Below are 15459 nucleotides of genomic sequence, written 5' to 3'. Positions count from 1 at the left end.
GATTCCTTAAGGGCGTATCTGGAGTAATCGGTATCATCAACCTCCATCAATTTTATGGGCGAGGAGCTCACATTTCTCTTCAAGCCTCTCGTTTGCCTGAAGGAATGCTCTGCTAACGAGGGAGCCAGAAAAGATCCACCTGTTAGCGAAATGATGAACGTGCGTGGAGTTATTTTTAAGGGCATGGGAATTAGCATCGCCGGTTATCCATTGGTTGGCAAAATCGTGGATTAGTATAAGGCCTTCTCTAACGGCAGAGAGGTTCCCTTGGCCGGATAAGACAGCATCCCGCGCTTTATTTACAAAGTCAGCACACGACCCCGTTTCGGTCATGCTGACCACCGTTGTGTTATCAGGATATTCTTCGGGGAATACGAGTTCCGCTATTAGGTCCAATGAAAACCCAAGGTTCACAAAGTCGCTGTGGAGTTCACCCATCGTGAAGTTAAAGATGTCAAAGTTTCCCTGTGAAAGGGCGCTGAGAGCGGCCTCCGAGTGGGAGCGTGTATCATGGAGATACGTACCTGTGAGCAGTACGGCTGTGTGTATGTCGCCATTTTTCTGTGCTTCTCTGACGGTCTCTTTGTAATATGCATATGTCCAGACGTTGGTACCAACGAGAAAAATGAGAAGGAGGGAGATTGCTAGTGAACACCTGCTTGGCATGTTCATCACCTTCGAGCAGTTTTACTGTCTAGATGCTCAGCGGTTATTTTGAGTTTGTCTTTGATAGTCTCTATATAGTGGAATTTGCCCTGTTTGTAATAGAGTGGAACTGCAAAAAACGTGGTAATAGTTCCACTGCCTACGCCTGATGAATGGTCAACCTCGAATAAACCTTCCACGTAGTCTTCGGGAGACCATAACGGTACATTCTCGAACTTTACATGAATTGCATTGGGAGGTTCATCTGTGTGCCTAAGATCTAGTTTGACATCTGGTTTTATGTTGAAAAAGGTGTCAACAACAGTTATTGGATTGAACCCCCCCACTAGGAGGTCCCATCCTACTGCTAATTTTGATAAAATATCTGAAGGTGAATGATATGAAAACTGTGTTGATATAATCCTGTCTTTGATGTTGTCATCGTTTGGAACTATAAACCCAATTTCAATAGGCTTTATATTCCCAATCGAGAGGGGAACTCCATTGTGATGTACATGTTTTTTGTTATAGTATACCCCTTTGTCCAAGACAGACACTGAAACACGGTATTTGCCATAATTATCTAGCGACGTTGGTCCATACATGTATAGTTTGAATGTTATGTAAAATGTAACGTTCCAATGTGCGGCTTTTGCGGTATATTGATATTCTATAACTTTAGAGACAGAAGTTGAGCGTGTCGCCATTGTACTATAATCTGTTGGAACTTTTACTATTTTTGTTGTTCCATTAATGATAGGTGTTACGGACATTATCCACAAATTGTCTGGAATATCTTCAGATGGGAACTGTGATAGATGCAGTCCCCTTATTAAGCTGCGGCTATATCCACTGAGGGCTATTAGGTTGCCCTTATGGTCTTTAGCAAAAATCTGTATCGTTCCGTTGTCATATACTATAATCTCAAGAAGATGAATGTTGTTGTGTTTTTGGCTACTACCTATGGGTAGCAATGCGTATCCATTGAACAGATGTGATTTTAGTATTCTAACCTTGTACCTGGTGGGCTCCATAGTTTGTTCGTACATAAAGATTGCTGTTAATTCATGAGTCCGCATGTTGAACCTAGCAACTGTTTGGGCAGGTGATGACTTTGTGTAGTTCCCCTTCCATGAATGGGGATAGTACCTCCCCTTCAGAACTAATACTATCCCGCTTAAGTGCTTCGAATCATTGTTGATTTCCACTGCCATCGCACTTCCTGCCGTTACTCCGACCATCAGCAGTCCCAACAGGACTGCGAGGAGTGGTTTCCACCGCATGAGGTCACCTCCATCATTAGGTTTTTGCAATATCAGTTGTACAGCTAACCTTTATAAGTTTTTCCTTTTACTATAAGTAAGTCTTTTTTCTTTTTTTTTCAAGTATAAATTTGTTCTAACCTGGGTTTCCCATTTAGAACCGGACAAAAGAAATCCGAATAAGGGAGTCGTATTGTGGTGCAACATCAAGTTTAAGGGCCTCGCATGAGTTCAACATTGGCACACACCTTAAACACATGCGGCTTGAAGTCGCTGACCTTCTTCACCATTACCGAGCACTCCCTTCCGAGCTTTTGGCATTCCTCAAGTATTCTCCGCCTGAAGGCTTTAATCTCGTTTTCATGGACGAAGTCGTAGTAGTGAAGCCAGCGCTCGGCCTTTGAGAGCGTTAAACTTAGGGCATCAACGCCCCTCGGCGTTGGGCTTATCACGCGGTCGTAGCTTGGGAGCTCCGGCAGGACTTTGAAGGCATCGCCGTAGATGAACTCTATCTCTCCCTTCAGCCTCCTCCTGTTGCGCTCTATGTTCTCCAGTCCGAGTTCGTAGGCTTCCCTGTTCAGCTCGACGGCAGTTATCTTGACCTTTCTATACTTTGCTATCACGAGGGCATACGGCAGAACTCCGGCGAAGGGAATTAAAATCCTCTCGCCGTCTTTCACCAGCTGGGCCAGCCGATAGCGTTCTCCCTTCATCCGCGGGTTGAAGAATGCCTTGCTCAAATCAACCTTAATCTCGACGCCGTTCTCCCTGTGGACTGTCTCAAGCCTTTTCTCGCCCCAGATTATCGAGTAGTCCCTTATCCTGAAGGCCCCCTCGTGGAAGCCCTTCTTTGCGACGACCTTCAGAAAAGGGTGAACCTTTCTCAGTCCCCAGACGATGTCGTCAACGCGGTGCTCCAGCTCGGGCGGTATCTGGATTACCGCTATGTCCCCAACCACGTCGTAGCGCCTGAGGTGCCTCAGCTCCTCCTCGCTCAGCCTCTCCGCAAGGACGCTCTCAAGGTTCTTGTAAATCTGTCTCTCCGGCCTGAGGGGGAGCTCAATTGGTAAAACCTCGTAGCCGAGGGAATAAATTCTCTCGTCCTCAACTACAGGCAGAAGGACGAAATCACTTTCTCTCCTCGGTCTCCTCTTCCCGTCGTAGAGACCCAGATTCTTCAGCTTTCTCTTCACCGGCTCCGCTTCCTTCTTCGGGACTTTCAGGGCTGGCATTGTTGCCCCTCCGTTTTTCGCTGGGAATAGCTCCAAACAGTGCAGGGCCCATCAGCTTTTCGAGGGCATCTTCTACGTCTATTTCCTCGAACTCTTTTTTTAGTATTGCCGTCTGTTCTGGGGACATCGTGTTTTCATCTACTAGAAGGATTATGTGGGCATTCTCCATTATTGCCATGTCCCGGATTGTGAACAAAAACTTTGCAACGGCTTTGAAGTCGGAGTAAAAGAGCATATACTCAACTCCCTCAATGTAGACCACACCTCCCGGCTTACCCTTTAGGAATGCCTCAACTTTTCCTGTGAGAACATGCAGGCTGCTCGGACTCACGGCCTTTCTGTGCTCAACCCTTGTAAGCCATATGTACTCGTCGGGTTCTATGCCCGCCCTTTCGACCCACTCATCGGGGTGCTCCCTTCCAATGACAAGGATGGGGCGGCCAGCATAGTTTGCTATTGCCCTAAGGAGTAATACAGCGTCTTTGCGGGACTTCACTACCCCCGCAGAGGGGAGGGGAAGTTTTACCTTTTTTACCCTCTGTCTTTCGAGTTTTTCCTCTGCTCCTCCTGTCCTGGGTTTTTTCTGGATTGTTCTCAGACGGGAGCATGCTCAGCGTTGCATACACCAGGAGAAGATACCCCGAAGTGATTGCAGTTGCCTCAATGACCCAGAACTCGGGGTCAATGGCGATAAGCATGATTATACTAACTCCTCCGACGATCCCAAACAGGGCGAATGAGACCATTAGGACTAGGGCAAGCCGTTTGGCTGGCTCGTCATGCAGTCTCCACTCTTGGTACGACCTAACCATACCATAGAGGCCTATGAGAATCAGCATTATCCCTGAAAGATACGGCGAGAGGTTGTTTAGCTCCACTGTTCCACCATTAAAACTTTGCATCGCTCCCCAAAAAACCTTTCTACTCTACGGCGGGTGCTTGTTCGCGTCTCCAAGACTGCAGTACGGCTCCAAAAGTACCCCTGCTGGGGCCATCATTCACTGTTTGACATGACATTTTCTTGTTCATCGACACTAGCACTTTCCCTCTGTTCCACCATTGTTACTAGGAGTTTTTGGGAGATTTCGTTAAGTAGTTCTTCCTCCTCCGCTTCCTTGAACTCTTTTAGAATAATGCTCTCTTGTGACTTATCCAGGATGCCATGGGGGATATAAGAGATAAGCACCGATTTATGGGAAATAACGTAGTCTTTGACCGAGAACAGGAACTTTGCAACTGGGGGAAAGTCGTTGTAGATTACCAGATATTCAACCCCCTCCATATACACCACTGCTTTTCCTCCGCTCCCGTTCAGAAACTGGAGTATCTTGCCCTGAATCACGTGGAGCTTTGTGGGGCTGATTGCAGTTTCTTCCTCCATATTGCTCAGCCATACGAACTCATCCGGCTCAAGCCGATATTTTTTGACCCACCTCTCCTTCTTTGTCCTGCTGATGACGAGCAGTCCGCTTGAAATCCTCGACAGGTATGCCAGCGTTTGGGGTGTTACGGGCTTCCTCAAGGAGTATGCTCCGGATATTGGGAGAACCGGCGCCTTCTTGTGGGGCTTTATTGGCTTCGCCTGCTTTGAGAGCAGGGCCTTAAGGTAGAATCCAACTGAGGAGGCCAAAATAAAGTAGGAGATTGGATAAATGATGGCCATGATGAACCATAATTGGATTTCGGTTAGAGAGTCTATGACGACCCCAATTGAACCTACAGTAAAGAGCGATATCGAAATCAAGAATCTCCAAGCTAACTTTTTCCCGGGCTTTTCGAGGGCCTTGTAGTACTTGAGTGCTATCCAAATAAGGTGCAGTCCAATTGTCACAAGTGCAAATCCCGATAGGAGCCCTGGAATGTTTTGATACATAACCCCACCGCACCGCAGTATTTCCAAACTTGCTTGTGGTATCTACAAAATAGTTTAAATGTTTTTCCATTTCTATCAAACCCATGCGTTAAGACGAATTTTAAAAAATTTCGATGAATATCTAATTGAAGGCCAATATGTCCAGGGCATCCAATGCCAAACTATTTCCAATAAGGCTCTCTCATCAGGACGGCCTGGTGGAGTATTTCCGCGATTTCTTCATCGCTTGCGCCGTTCCTCATCGCCGTTAGGAAGTCTATAAGGTCGTCCTTCCTCAGCAGACACGTCTTGAACTTGCCGTCGGAAGTGACCCTCAAGCGGGTGCAGTTGGCGCAGAAGACCGTGTTGTGCATCGCCCTAACGACCTCGACCTCGGCTATGCCGTAGTCGGTCGGGATGAAGTACTTCCTCCGCCTGTGCATCGTTCTCTCGCGGATTTCAACGGCTCTCTTTTCGAGCTCCTTCTCAACCGGCCTGAGCGGATAGAAGTACTTCTTAAAGAACTTGGTCTCGGTCATCTCCCTCGGCGCTTCGAGCTCTATCAGCTGGAGTATTGCTCCAGTCTTCGCGGCGAACTTGACCATGTCCCATATCTCGCCGTCGTTGAGGCCCCTCATGACCGTCATGTTGAGCTTGACGGGGCTGAGATACTTCACGGCCTCCTCTATGCCCTCCAGAACGGTTTCAAGCATGTCAACGCCGGTAATCCTGCGGTAAACGTCCGGTTTGAGGCTGTGGAGTGAGACGTTCACCCTGTCGAGTCCCGCTTTTGCGAGTGGCTTTGCGAGCTCCTTAAGCCGGCTCCCGTTGGTCGTCATGCTCAGGTCAATCACGTAGGGCTTTATCCTCCGAACGATTTCGAGGATGTCCTCCCTAACGGTCGGCTCACCGCCTGTGAGCTTAACCTTCCTTATCCCAAAGCGGGAAGCTATCCTGACGAGCCTCTCGATTTCCTCGGGGGTCATTTCATTCGCGGCCAAAAACCTCTGGCCCTCGCGGTGGCAGAAGAAGCAGCGGAAGTTGCACTCCTGCGTGAGCGAAATCCTGAGGTTCGTTACTGGCCTTCCAAAGCGGTCGTAGAGGGTCATGGCAACACCGTACTCTGATACACTGTCCTTTTAAAAAAGGCTTTCGGGTAAGCGGTTTCGTTTAACTCCGCCAATCGAAAAGTAAAAGTAGGCCTACGGCCAACTCCTACATTAGGGGGTTTCGGGGATGGACGTTGACGAGCTCAGGTCACTTCTCGGGGAGCTTGAGAGGCTTCACTCCCGTTTTGAATCAAAGTTCTCCGAGCTCTACGGTGAGAAGGGCGCTGAGGAGCTCGAGGCTGTCCTCAGGTCACTGCACGAGCTCTCGGCCGAGAAGCTTGAGAGGGCCTCGTCGCTCTACCGTGAGCTGGCGAAGTTCGGCGGGAGGCTTGAGGAGCTCTCGAAGGAGCTTTACAAGAACGAGCACCAGATGAAGTTCCGCCTTGAGGAAGTCCTCTCGCTCCTCCGCGGTGACGACTTCAACTCGCGGGCGAGGTTGAAGGCTTCCTTCGACAGGCTGGTCCAGTTTCACAGGCTCTACGACTACGCGGTGAGGAAGGCGATAGGCGAGCTCTCGGCCGAGGTTGAGGGGTTGGCATTCCTGGGCGAAAACCACAAAAAGGTTCCCGTTGGCATACTGGAGGAAGTCCACAGAACGAGGTACCTTGAGGAGAGGCTCGACACGCTCGTTCGCTTCGTTTACAGGCTCTACGCTCATTCCTCAGACGTTCACCGCGTCGAGAGGGCCCTGCTCGAATGGCACTCCAAGGGCCTGCTCTGGGTTGAGGCGAGAAACGTGGAGAAGCTCAGCGGGGTGCGAGACACTGAGGAAATCCTTGAGGGACTGGCGCTCATTGGAGTGGTGGAGAAGAAGATGAGGGGTGGTGAAGGTGTCTACAGACACAGGGCTTACGGTTAGGATTCGGGGCATCTACTCAACGGCCCTAACGAAACTCTTCCTCGACAGGGGCTTCGGCATAAGCCAGCCGAGCAACAAGATAGTCGAGCGCTTCGGCCTTGAGAAGACCTACGACGAGTTCGACGTTGACATCTACGATAAGAAGGACAGGCACGGCGTCGTTCTCGTTGGAAACGCCGTTGAGGAGGCCAAGGCCGTCCTGGAGGAGGAGCTGATTGATGTTTTCTTCAGGAGACTTCCCTACCAGCTTTACGGCATCTACAAGGGTCTCGTTGTTAAGGTTGATGAGCGGTACGTTTACGTTGACCTCGGGAGCGCGATAGGAACCCTCCCCAAGAACGAGCTCCCGAGGGCGAACGAAGGGGACGAGGTTCTCGTTCAGGTGAAGAAGCACAACCTCCTGCCACACCTCAGCACTACCCTAACTATTCCAGGCGACTACGCCGTTTTGATTCCCAAGCCGATAGGGGCCCAGAGGCACGTGAAGATTTCGAGGAAGATAAGGGACAACCAGGAGCGCGAGAGGCTCAGAATCCTCGGCCTGAGCATAGACCTCGGCGAGTGGGGAATCCTCTGGAGAACCGCCGCGGCCTACAAGGACTGGAACACCCTGAGGGACGAGATAGTCAGGCTTTCAAAGCTCGCCGACAGACTGGCCAAGGCTGACACCTACTTCGCGCCGTCGCTCATCATCGAGGGCAGGAACATCTACGAGGTCGAGTTCGGTGGCGGTGCCAAGAAGAAGCTCGACGAGATAAGGAACAAGGTCGTCCCGACCGTGGAGGGCCACCACCAGCTCAAGGCTAAAGACCCCGAACTCGGCTTCGCGGTTGAGATAGCGGAGGGAATCCTCGCCAAGGTTCCCGGCCAGAGGATGAAGGTGAACCGGGGCTTCTGGGAGGCTCTGATAGAGAACAAGGGGCCGAGGAGGGGCTGGCTCTTCAGCCTCGACCACGTCAAGCCCGACGGTCAGAGGATAAGGATTGGGCCGGGAGAAGTTCTGGAGGTCAGCCACAACCCGCTCAAGGTCACGATAAAGAGGCACCTCAAGCCCGGTAAGTTCTACGACGGCCTCGACCTGCCGATAGAGTTCGGCGACTACGCCATAACAGAGATTGAGGCCGGCAAGTGGTGGTTCGTGCACCGCTACTACGACAAGAACGGCAACCTGAAGGGCGAGTACTACAACATCAACACTCCCGTTGAGATTTACCCCGATGGAGCGCGCTACGTTGACCTCGAGGTTGACATCGTTAAATGGCCAGATGGAACGAAGGAGATAATCGACAAGGAGAAGTTAGCGGAACACTACGAGGAGGGTATAATAAGCGAGAAGCTCTACAAGGCCGTGCTGAGGATTACACAGGAGGTCTACGAGAGGATTTGAAGGCGCTCTCTTCCCGTTTTCTTTACTCTCATTTCCTCTACTATCTCACTACCCTGGCCGAGGCTTATGGTCTTTTCAATGTCCTCGGGGGTAGATTCCTGCCGCCGGGAAGAACCGGTAACTTGAGCCTTTTTCTCTGGTGTGTTCTTTCGGTTTCTGGGGAGTTCATATGCGGGTGTTTGAAGATAGCTCTCAAAAACGTTTGGTAACTTCGTGGCTTAGGGGCGTGCCGAGCTTGTTAGTCTTGGCTTTGATTCCCCACAACCCTTAAATATTACTCATTCAGTAATATACTCGGTGGGTAATATGTTTTACGACAGGGAACGCGAGCTTGAGAAGCTCAACGAGGTTTACTCCTTTCCTGGCTCAAGCTTTCTCGTAATTTACGGCAGGAGGCGGGTTGGAAAGACAGCCCTGGCCAGGGAGTTCCTGAGTGATAAACTTGGCCTCTACTTCTTCGTTGGCGAGAAGGACGAAGCGTTGCTCCTCGAGGAGTACTCGCGCGAGATTGAGGAGAAGCTTTCCCGCTACCTTCCCCCTTACGTGAAACCAAAGTTCGGCTCCCTGGAGGAGCTGGTTGAGTTCCTGCTCGACTACTCGCGGGAGAGAAAGCTTGTTGTGGTCTTCGACGAGTTCCAGAACTTCAGGACGGTTAAACCTTCTTTCTTCTCCTCCCTCCAGAGGCTCTGGGACGAGAAAAAGGAGACCTCAAACCTCATGCTTATAGTCATAGGCTCGTACGTCGGCATGATTAAGCGCATCTTCATGGACAGAAAAGAGCCCCTCTTCGGCAGGGTGGACGAGTGGGTTAAGCTGAAGCCCTTTGACTTCTGGACTTCATTTAACTTCGTGCGCTCTCTTGTTGATGTTCCACCGAAGGATTTCGTTGAGCTGTACTCGGCTTTGGGCGGAATGCCAAGGTACCTCCTCTACGTCCCGCGCTACTACCATGGAGGCTCTCTTGAGGCTCTGAAGGCGCTATTCTTCGACGAGTTCGCCCCTCTGAGGGAAGAAGGTTTAAACGTCCTCAAGCTGGAGTTCGGCAGGTTCTACCGCGCTCACTTCTCAATCCTCGAAGCGGTCAGCCTCGGCTACGTTACGCCCAAGGAGATAAGCGACAAAACTGGTATGAAGCTCCTCACCGTTGGCAAGTACCTCAGCGAGCTGACGAACCACTTCGAGTACCTGAAGAGGGAAGTTCCCGTCACCGAGAACCCGCTGAAGACGAGGAAGGTGGCCTATCGCATAAGCGACGAGTTCTTCAACTTCTGGTTCCGCTTCGTTTACCACAACTACACCGCCCTTGAGGAGGACCCCAGAAGGGTCTTCGAGCGCTTTAAAACTGAGTTTCCTGCCTTCGTTGGCAAAACCTACGAGAGAATTGCCCTGGACTTCGTGAGAGGGCTCGACCTCGGCTTCAGGCCCGAGCGCGTTGGCAGGTGGTGGCAGGGGGGAGAAGAGATAGACGTGGTCGCCTACGACCGGAAAAACGTTGTTCTCTTCGAGGTGAAGTGGAGGGACCTGAGCCTGAGAGACGCGAGGAAGGTTTTGAATTCCCTTGAGAGGAAAGCGGAACTTCTCCCGCTCAAAGGGAATTACAGGTTCGGCATTATAGCGAGGGAGCTTGAGGATAAGGAGGAGCTGAGAAAAGAGGGCGTCCTGGCCTTCGACCTCAGCGATATCATTCACCAACGTCTTCAATGCCCTTTTCTGTAATCCTGAAGTAGACCATTATGCCCTCGGGGCGGAAGCGGTGCCTTTCGAGGATAGCTAGTCTTAGGCCCGGCTTCGGGAGCTTGTCGAGTCTCAAAATGTCCTTACAGCGGTAGCCGAGGGTTTGTTCCGCAACTGGCCTCGTTCTCTCTAGTCGGCTGTCGTAGTGCACCTGGTTGATTACGAGGACGGGTATGTTTTGCTTCCTTGCAATCCAGAGGAGAACTTGGAGTTGCCTGCTCAGGTCGGTCAGGAGGCCCATCCTGTTCTCCTCGGCCCTATAGTGGGCGGTTATGGAATCCACCACGACGAGCGAGAAGGACTCGTCAACGACCTTCTTCAGCGAGCCTATAACCCTTCTCTGCTCCGTGAAGTCTGCAGGTGTAAAGAGTATGAAGCGCGACAGTGTTTCCTCGGGGTCGAGGTTTCTCGCTTCTGCCATCTGCTTCAGCCGTTCGGGAGAAAAGCCTCCCTCTGTGTCCACGTAGGCGACCTTCTTACCGCTTAGAATTCCTGTTTGAACGGCTAAGGTCGTCTTCCCGGTAGCATAGGGGCCGTAAATCTGGGTGAGAACGCCGGGGGCGAAGCCTCCCCCCAGCAGTTCGTCGAGCTTCCGTGAGCCCGTGGATAGCATGCCTTTCCCTCAGAAGGACATCTCCTCGTAGAGCTTCGGCTCCCTGAAGAGCACCCAAATGCGCCTCTTCCTGAGCTCCTCGGCCAGCTTCGACGGGTCGGCGTCGTTGTAAACGCCGTAGTGCATCGGGATTACCACCCTCGGTCTCACGTCCTCGACTATCTGCGTCGCCTCCCTCGCATTGGCCGTTGAGCGACCGCTTATCGGGACGAGCAGGATGTCCACCTTACCGCGAAGCCTCTGGAACACTGGGCCTGCGTAGGTGTCTCCGGGGTGGAGGAGCCTCTTGTCGCCCTCTATCAGGTAGCCGAGCGGGTACTGGCTCGACGGGTGCTCGACGTAGATGGCCGTAACCTTCACGCCGTTTTCGAGCTCTATCGTCTGTCCCGCCTCGATTTCCCTGACCTTCGTAACGCCATCTGCCACCGCCATCAGGTAGACCTGCTTGGGGCCTATTACCGTGGCGTCGCGGAGCCTTGACAGGAGCTCGACCTTTCCATAGTGGTCCGTGTGCTCGTGGGTTATCAGGATGTAGTCAACCTCGCCAATTCGGTCGTCGTCAACTTCCGGGTATGGGTCTATCAGTATCTTCACTCCGTTCGTCTCAACCCAAAAGCAGGCGTGACCGTACCATATGACCTTCATCGGTTCGACCTCCTCAAGTGCCTTCGGTAAAGCGGACTTAAAGTTTTCCCAGCGTTGGCTTTATAACCTCTAAACCCTACTGGAAGCGATGACGATGGAGACGAAAAAAGGCCTCATAGTGAGAGAACCCTATGCGAGCCTTATAGTTGAGGGCAAGAAAGTGTGGGAGATTAGGAAGACGAGGACGAGAGTTAGGGGCGAGATTCTGATAATCTCCAACGGAAAGGCCATTGGAAAGGCCGAACTTGTTGACGTCCTCGGCCCGTTCACGCCGGAGGAGTTAGCTGAGCACGAGGACAAGCACCGCGCGAGCGTTTCTTTCCTCCGTGAGTACTCCAACGGGAAGCCACTCTACGCGTGGGTGCTCAAAAACGCCGAGAAGTTTGAGAAGCCCAAGGAAGTGGAGATGGCCAAAGGAGTTCAGATTTGGGCCAACGTGGTGGTTAAGGATGAATAGAGCGAGGCGCTTCCTGTTTCCACCCCTTACCTGGCCGTTTCTGATTCTCATAGCGGTTGTCTTCGTCCTCACGTTCTTTTTCTTCTCGGGTGCTGTTCTCATAGCGTTCCACAGGCTCGGCCTTCCGCCCGGTGTGGCGATTACCCTCTTTATTTTCGCGCTCGTGGGGAGCTTCATAAACATACCCATAGCGGAGGAAGTGACCTACGAGCCCGTGATTAGGGTTCGGGAAATCGGCTTCTTTGGAATCCTCTACCCGATGCCATACTTCGACTGGGAGGAGCGGAAGACTGTCATAGCCGTCAACGTTGGCGGTGCACTCGTCCCGCTGAGCATATCTATTTACGAGCTACTCCGCCTCGTTTACCTCGGTGAGTACGGCCTTCTCCTGAACACCCTTCTCGCGGTTTTCATCGCCTCGCTCCTCAGCAACGCCGTCGCGAGACCGGTTAGGGGTCTTGGGATAGCAATGCCGACGCTGTTTCCACCCCTCATTGCCGTCCTTCTCGGCTGGTTGCTTGGTGATGGAAACCCGACCCTCGTTGCCTACGTCAGCGGGACGCTGGGTGTCCTCATAGGGGCAGACCTGATGAACTGGGACAAAATCAAGAAGCTGGGGGCACCGATGGTGAGCATAGGTGGTGCGGGGACCTTCGACGGAATATTTCTCGCCGGAATCATTGCCGTTCTTCTGGTATGACGGTGGGTTTATAAGTCGCCAATTCGACAGGAGACTGTCAAAGGGGGTGGTTCTCATGTTCGTCATAGGGAGCGGTGGAAAGCACCTTGAGCCGGAGCTGAGGGAACTCGGCGGAGAAATCATTGACGTCGAGATAAAGAAGTTCCCGGATGAGGAGAAGTACGTCCGGGTTCTCGGTTCAGGTAGTGAAGCAACGGTCGTCAGCTCTACCTTCGCACCGCAGGACGAGAAAATCGTTGAGCTACTCCTCATTGGGGACGCGCTCAGGGAGAAGGGCTTCACGAAACTCCGCGCCGTAGTTCCCTACTTCGCCTACAGCAGGCAGGACAGGGTCACGAAGGATGGTGAGCCGGTGAGCGTGAGGGCGATAATGAAGGCGCTCGGCATCTACTACGATGAACTCTACATCTTCGACCTCCACAACCCCGAGACCCTCAAGTACTTCCCTGGCAAGGGAGTCAACGTTTCGCCGGCGAGGGTCATAGCGGGCTACTTCCGCGAGAAGCTTGGTGAGGGGATAGTCCTTGCCCCTGATAAAGGCGCCCGCGAGAGGGCTAGGGCAGTTGCTGAAGAGCTCGGCCTTGAGTATAGCCACTTTGAGAAGAGGAGAATCTCACCTACCGAGGTCGAGATGAGGCCCGTGGACATAGACGTCAAGGGCAAGAACGTGCTTATAGTTGATGACATCATAAGCACAGGGGGTACTATGATAAGGGCGGCCAACCTGCTCAGGGAGATGGGTGCGGGTAAGGTCTTTGTTGCGGCCACCCATGGGGTCTTTGCCGAGGGTGCCATCGAGAGGGTTGGCGGTGCTGTTGATGAGCTCGCCGTCACGAACACAATACCCACCCCCGTCTCGAAGATAAGCGTTGTCCCGGAAATACTTCGCTTCTGACTGCAAAAATTTTTAACATTTTCATGCCTATTTTTGTGCATTTTGGTTCTCTCTTTTGACAGGTTCTTTTCTAAAAATCTCCCCGCTCACGGGTTTTGCAAAAATTTTTCACTGCGGGGGTTCAGCCCTATTGGGTGGAGCCCCCGAACAGGGGGCGACGAAGACCCGGACGCCAAGACGGCGGCGTCGGGGGGAACGGGTGCAAAGCACCCAACGATGAACCCCGCCCTCCAGTCCGGGTTACACGAGGTGCGCTCCCGAGGAAACGCCGAAAGGCGGACCCCTCGGGGGTAAGGCAGGCCCGACACCCCGACCAAACCCCCGGACGGGAATCGGTACTCCCCCATTTGAGGGGAGTTCCACCGGCCGTACTCCTTGCTCAATTCCGGTTGATCCTGCCGGAGGCCACTGCTATGGGGGTCCGACTAAGCCATGCGAGTCATGGGGCGCGCTCTGCGCGCACCGGCGGACGGCTCAGTAACACGTCGGTAACCTACCCTCGGGAGGGGGATAACCCCGGGAAACTGGGGCTAATCCCCCATAGGCCTGGGGTACTGGAAGGTCCCCAGGCCGAAAGGGGCTCTGCCCGCCCGAGGATGGGCCGGCGGCCGATTAGGTAGTTGGTGGGGTAACGGCCCACCAAGCCGAAGATCCGTACGGGCCATGAGAGTGGGAGCCCGGAGATGGACACTGAGACACGGGTCCAGGCCCTACGGGGCGCAGCAGGCGCGAAACCTCCGCAATGCGGGAAACCGCGACGGGGGGACCCCCAGTGCCGTGCCTCAGGCATGGCTTTTCCGGAGTGTAAAAAGCTCCGGGAATAAGGGCTGGGCAAGGCCGGTGGCATCCGCCGCGGTAATACCGGCGGCCCAAGTGGTGGCCGCTATTATTGGGCCTAAAGCGTCCGTAGCCGGGCCCGTAAGTCCCTGGCGAAATCCCACGGCTCAACCGTGGGGCTTGCTGGGGATACTGCGGGCCTTGGGACCGGGAGAGGCCGGGGGTACCCCTGGGGTAGGGGTGAAATCCTATAATCCCAGGGGGACCGCCAGTGGCGAAGGCGCCCGGCTGGAACGGGTCCGACGGTGAGGGACGAAGGCCAGGGGAGCGAACCGGATTAGATACCCGGGTAGTCCTGGCTGTAAAGGATGCGGGCTAGGTGTCGGGCGAGCTTCGAGCTCGCCCGGTGCCGGAGGGAAGCCGTTAAGCCCGCCGCCTGGGGAGTACGGCCGCAAGGCTGAAACTTAAAGGAATTGGCGGGGGAGCACTACAAGGGGTGGAGCGTGCGGTTTAATTGGATTCAACGCCGGGAACCTCACCGGGGGCGACGGCAGGATGAAGGCCAGGCTGAAGGTCTTGCCGGACGCGCCGAGAGGAGGTGCATGGCCGCCGTCAGCTCGTACCGTGAGGCGTCCACTTAAGTGTGGTAACGAGCGAGACCCGCGCCCCCAGTTGCCAGTCCTCCCCGCTGGGGAGGAGGCACTCTGGGGGGACCGCCGGCGATAAGCCGGAGGAAGGAGCGGGCGACGGTAGGTCAGTATGCCCCGAAACCCCCGGGCTACACGCGCGCTACAATGGGCGGGACAATGGGATCCGACCCCGAAAGGGGAAGGGAATCCCCTAAACCCGCCCTCAGTTCGGATCGCGGGCTGCAACTCGCCCGCGTGAAGCTGGAATCCCTAGTACCCGCGTGTCATCATCGCGCGGCGAATACGTCCCTGCTCCTTGCACACACCGCCCGTCACTCCACCCGAGCGGGGTCTGGGTGAGGCCTGGTCTCCCTTCGGGGAGGCCGGGTCGAGCCTGGGCTCCGTGAGGGGGGAGAAGTCGTAACAAGGTAGCCGTAGGGGAACCTACGGCTCGATCACCTCCTATCGCCGGGAACCCGTCCGGGGGGGTTTAAGGGGTGTCGGGCCTGCCAAAGTGGGCCGGTAGCTCAGCCTGGGAGAGCGCCGGCTTTGCAAGCCGGAGGCCCCGGGTTCAAATCCCGGCCGGTCCACCACGAAGAGGTGCACATCCCGAGCTTGGCTCGGGGTGGAAGGGCCTGAGACCCCGAACAGGGGTCACGATGA

At 53.8% G+C, this 15459-nt stretch carries 15 protein-coding genes, 1 tRNA gene and 1 rRNA gene; 8 read left to right on the top strand and 9 right to left on the bottom strand.

Annotation, left to right across the window (positions count from 1 at the left end; genetic code table 11):
* Positions 1-36 precede the first annotated feature (36 nt).
* The 7 genes from TEU_RS01065 to moaA form a co-directional block, all read right to left on the bottom strand.
* A complete protein-coding gene (locus TEU_RS01065) occupies positions 37-672 on the bottom strand; it encodes a hypothetical protein (protein ID WP_144244786.1) in 636 nt (211 codons plus the stop codon).
* Positions 672-1928, bottom strand: a complete 1257-nt coding sequence (locus TEU_RS01060) for a hypothetical protein (RefSeq protein ID WP_050002025.1) — start codon at positions 1926-1928, stop codon at positions 672-674. Before TEU_RS01060 ends, TEU_RS01065 begins: the two co-directional genes overlap by 1 nt.
* A 191-nt stretch (positions 1929-2119) precedes the next feature.
* Complete coding sequence (taw22, locus tag TEU_RS01055; RefSeq protein ID WP_050002024.1) at positions 2120-3139, bottom strand: tRNA (guanine(37)-N1)/4-demethylwyosine(37)-methyltransferase Taw22; 1020 nt, start codon at positions 3137-3139, stop codon at positions 2120-2122.
* Positions 3036-3635: a DUF835 domain-containing protein gene (locus TEU_RS01050; RefSeq protein WP_050002023.1), complete on the bottom strand. Its 600-nt coding sequence runs from the start codon at positions 3633-3635 to the stop codon at positions 3036-3038. The genes taw22 and TEU_RS01050 overlap by 104 nt, the downstream gene beginning before the upstream one ends.
* Positions 3601-4017: a hypothetical protein gene (locus TEU_RS11690; RefSeq protein WP_050002022.1), complete on the bottom strand. Its 417-nt coding sequence runs from the start codon at positions 4015-4017 to the stop codon at positions 3601-3603. The genes TEU_RS01050 and TEU_RS11690 overlap by 35 nt, the downstream gene beginning before the upstream one ends.
* Before the next feature lie 116 nt (positions 4018-4133).
* A complete protein-coding gene (locus TEU_RS01040; protein ID WP_227738736.1) occupies positions 4134-5039 on the bottom strand; it encodes a DUF835 domain-containing protein in 906 nt (301 codons plus the stop codon).
* A 134-nt stretch (positions 5040-5173) separates the two neighbouring features.
* The gene (moaA, locus tag TEU_RS01035; RefSeq protein WP_050002020.1) at positions 5174-6100 is read right to left on the bottom strand and encodes a GTP 3',8-cyclase MoaA; all 927 of its coding nucleotides are present in this window, start codon (positions 6098-6100) and stop codon (positions 5174-5176) included.
* Positions 6101-6227: 127 nt separating this feature from the next.
* Between moaA and TEU_RS01030 the strand changes: the two genes are divergently transcribed.
* From TEU_RS01030 to TEU_RS01020, 3 genes are all read left to right on the top strand, one after another.
* A complete protein-coding gene (locus tag TEU_RS01030) occupies positions 6228-6959 on the top strand; it encodes a hypothetical protein (RefSeq protein WP_050002019.1) in 732 nt (243 codons plus the stop codon).
* The gene (locus tag TEU_RS01025; protein WP_050002018.1) at positions 6931-8346 is read left to right on the top strand and encodes a DUF402 domain-containing protein; all 1416 of its coding nucleotides are present in this window, start codon (positions 6931-6933) and stop codon (positions 8344-8346) included. Before TEU_RS01030 ends, TEU_RS01025 begins: the two co-directional genes overlap by 29 nt.
* A 306-nt stretch (positions 8347-8652) precedes the next feature.
* The gene (locus tag TEU_RS01020; RefSeq protein WP_050002017.1) at positions 8653-10062 is read left to right on the top strand and encodes an ATP-binding protein; all 1410 of its coding nucleotides are present in this window, start codon (positions 8653-8655) and stop codon (positions 10060-10062) included.
* Here the strand turns inward: TEU_RS01020 and radB are convergent.
* Together radB and TEU_RS01010 are read right to left on the bottom strand one after the other, a co-directional pair.
* On the bottom strand, positions 10028-10693 hold the full coding sequence (gene radB / locus TEU_RS01015) for a DNA repair and recombination protein RadB (RefSeq protein ID WP_050002016.1): 666 nt from the start codon (positions 10691-10693) through the stop codon (positions 10028-10030). The genes TEU_RS01020 and radB overlap by 35 nt on opposite strands.
* A gap of 9 nt (positions 10694-10702) precedes the next feature.
* Positions 10703-11338: an MBL fold metallo-hydrolase gene (locus tag TEU_RS01010; RefSeq protein WP_050002015.1), complete on the bottom strand. Its 636-nt coding sequence runs from the start codon at positions 11336-11338 to the stop codon at positions 10703-10705.
* Positions 11339-11426: 88 nt separating this feature from the next.
* Here TEU_RS01010 and TEU_RS01005 point away from each other — a divergent pair, with 88 nt between their 5' ends.
* From TEU_RS01005 to TEU_RS00985, 5 genes are all read left to right on the top strand, one after another.
* On the top strand, positions 11427-11795 hold the full coding sequence (locus TEU_RS01005; RefSeq protein ID WP_050002014.1) for an ASCH domain-containing protein: 369 nt from the start codon (positions 11427-11429) through the stop codon (positions 11793-11795).
* Positions 11788-12495 (top strand): DUF1614 domain-containing protein, encoded by a 708-nt coding sequence (locus TEU_RS01000; protein WP_050002013.1) that lies wholly within the window; start codon positions 11788-11790, stop codon positions 12493-12495. The genes TEU_RS01005 and TEU_RS01000 overlap by 8 nt, the downstream gene beginning before the upstream one ends.
* Before the next feature lie 55 nt (positions 12496-12550).
* A complete protein-coding gene (locus TEU_RS00995) occupies positions 12551-13390 on the top strand; it encodes a ribose-phosphate diphosphokinase (RefSeq protein ID WP_050002012.1) in 840 nt (279 codons plus the stop codon).
* 382 nt (positions 13391-13772) lie between these two features.
* Positions 13773-15260, top strand: a 16S ribosomal RNA gene (locus TEU_RS00990).
* A gap of 52 nt (positions 15261-15312) precedes the next feature.
* Positions 15313-15389 (top strand) — tRNA-Ala (locus TEU_RS00985).
* The last annotated feature ends 70 nt before the right edge of the window (positions 15390-15459 follow it).

The sequence above is a fragment of the Thermococcus eurythermalis genome (genome assembly GCF_000769655.1).
GTDB lineage: Archaea > Methanobacteriota_B > Thermococci > Thermococcales > Thermococcaceae > Thermococcus > Thermococcus eurythermalis.
This window is presented reverse-complemented; position numbering and strand designations above follow the sequence as displayed.

What these genes read in the sequence shown, in the direction of transcription:
- TEU_RS01065 (WP_144244786.1), bottom strand. Translation starts at nt 672, where the DNA reads ATGAACATGCCAAGCAGGTGTTCACTAGCAATCTCCCTCCTTCTCATT.
- TEU_RS01060 (WP_050002025.1), bottom strand. Translation starts at nt 1,928, where the DNA reads ATGCGGTGGAAACCACTCCTCGCAGTCCTGTTGGGACTGCTGATGGTC.
- taw22 (WP_050002024.1), bottom strand. Translation starts at nt 3,139, where the DNA reads ATGCCAGCCCTGAAAGTCCCGAAGAAGGAAGCGGAGCCGGTGAAGAGA.
- moaA (WP_050002020.1), bottom strand. Translation starts at nt 6,100, where the DNA reads ATGACCCTCTACGACCGCTTTGGAAGGCCAGTAACGAACCTCAGGATT.
- TEU_RS01030 (WP_050002019.1), top strand. Translation starts at nt 6,228, where the DNA reads ATGGACGTTGACGAGCTCAGGTCACTTCTCGGGGAGCTTGAGAGGCTT.
- TEU_RS01020 (WP_050002017.1), top strand. Translation starts at nt 8,653, where the DNA reads ATGTTTTACGACAGGGAACGCGAGCTTGAGAAGCTCAACGAGGTTTAC.
- radB (WP_050002016.1), bottom strand. Translation starts at nt 10,693, where the DNA reads ATGCTATCCACGGGCTCACGGAAGCTCGACGAACTGCTGGGGGGAGGC.
- TEU_RS01010 (WP_050002015.1), bottom strand. Translation starts at nt 11,338, where the DNA reads ATGAAGGTCATATGGTACGGTCACGCCTGCTTTTGGGTTGAGACGAAC.
- TEU_RS01005 (WP_050002014.1), top strand. Translation starts at nt 11,427, where the DNA reads ATGACGATGGAGACGAAAAAAGGCCTCATAGTGAGAGAACCCTATGCG.
- TEU_RS01000 (WP_050002013.1), top strand. Translation starts at nt 11,788, where the DNA reads ATGAATAGAGCGAGGCGCTTCCTGTTTCCACCCCTTACCTGGCCGTTT.
- TEU_RS00995 (WP_050002012.1), top strand. Translation starts at nt 12,551, where the DNA reads ATGTTCGTCATAGGGAGCGGTGGAAAGCACCTTGAGCCGGAGCTGAGG.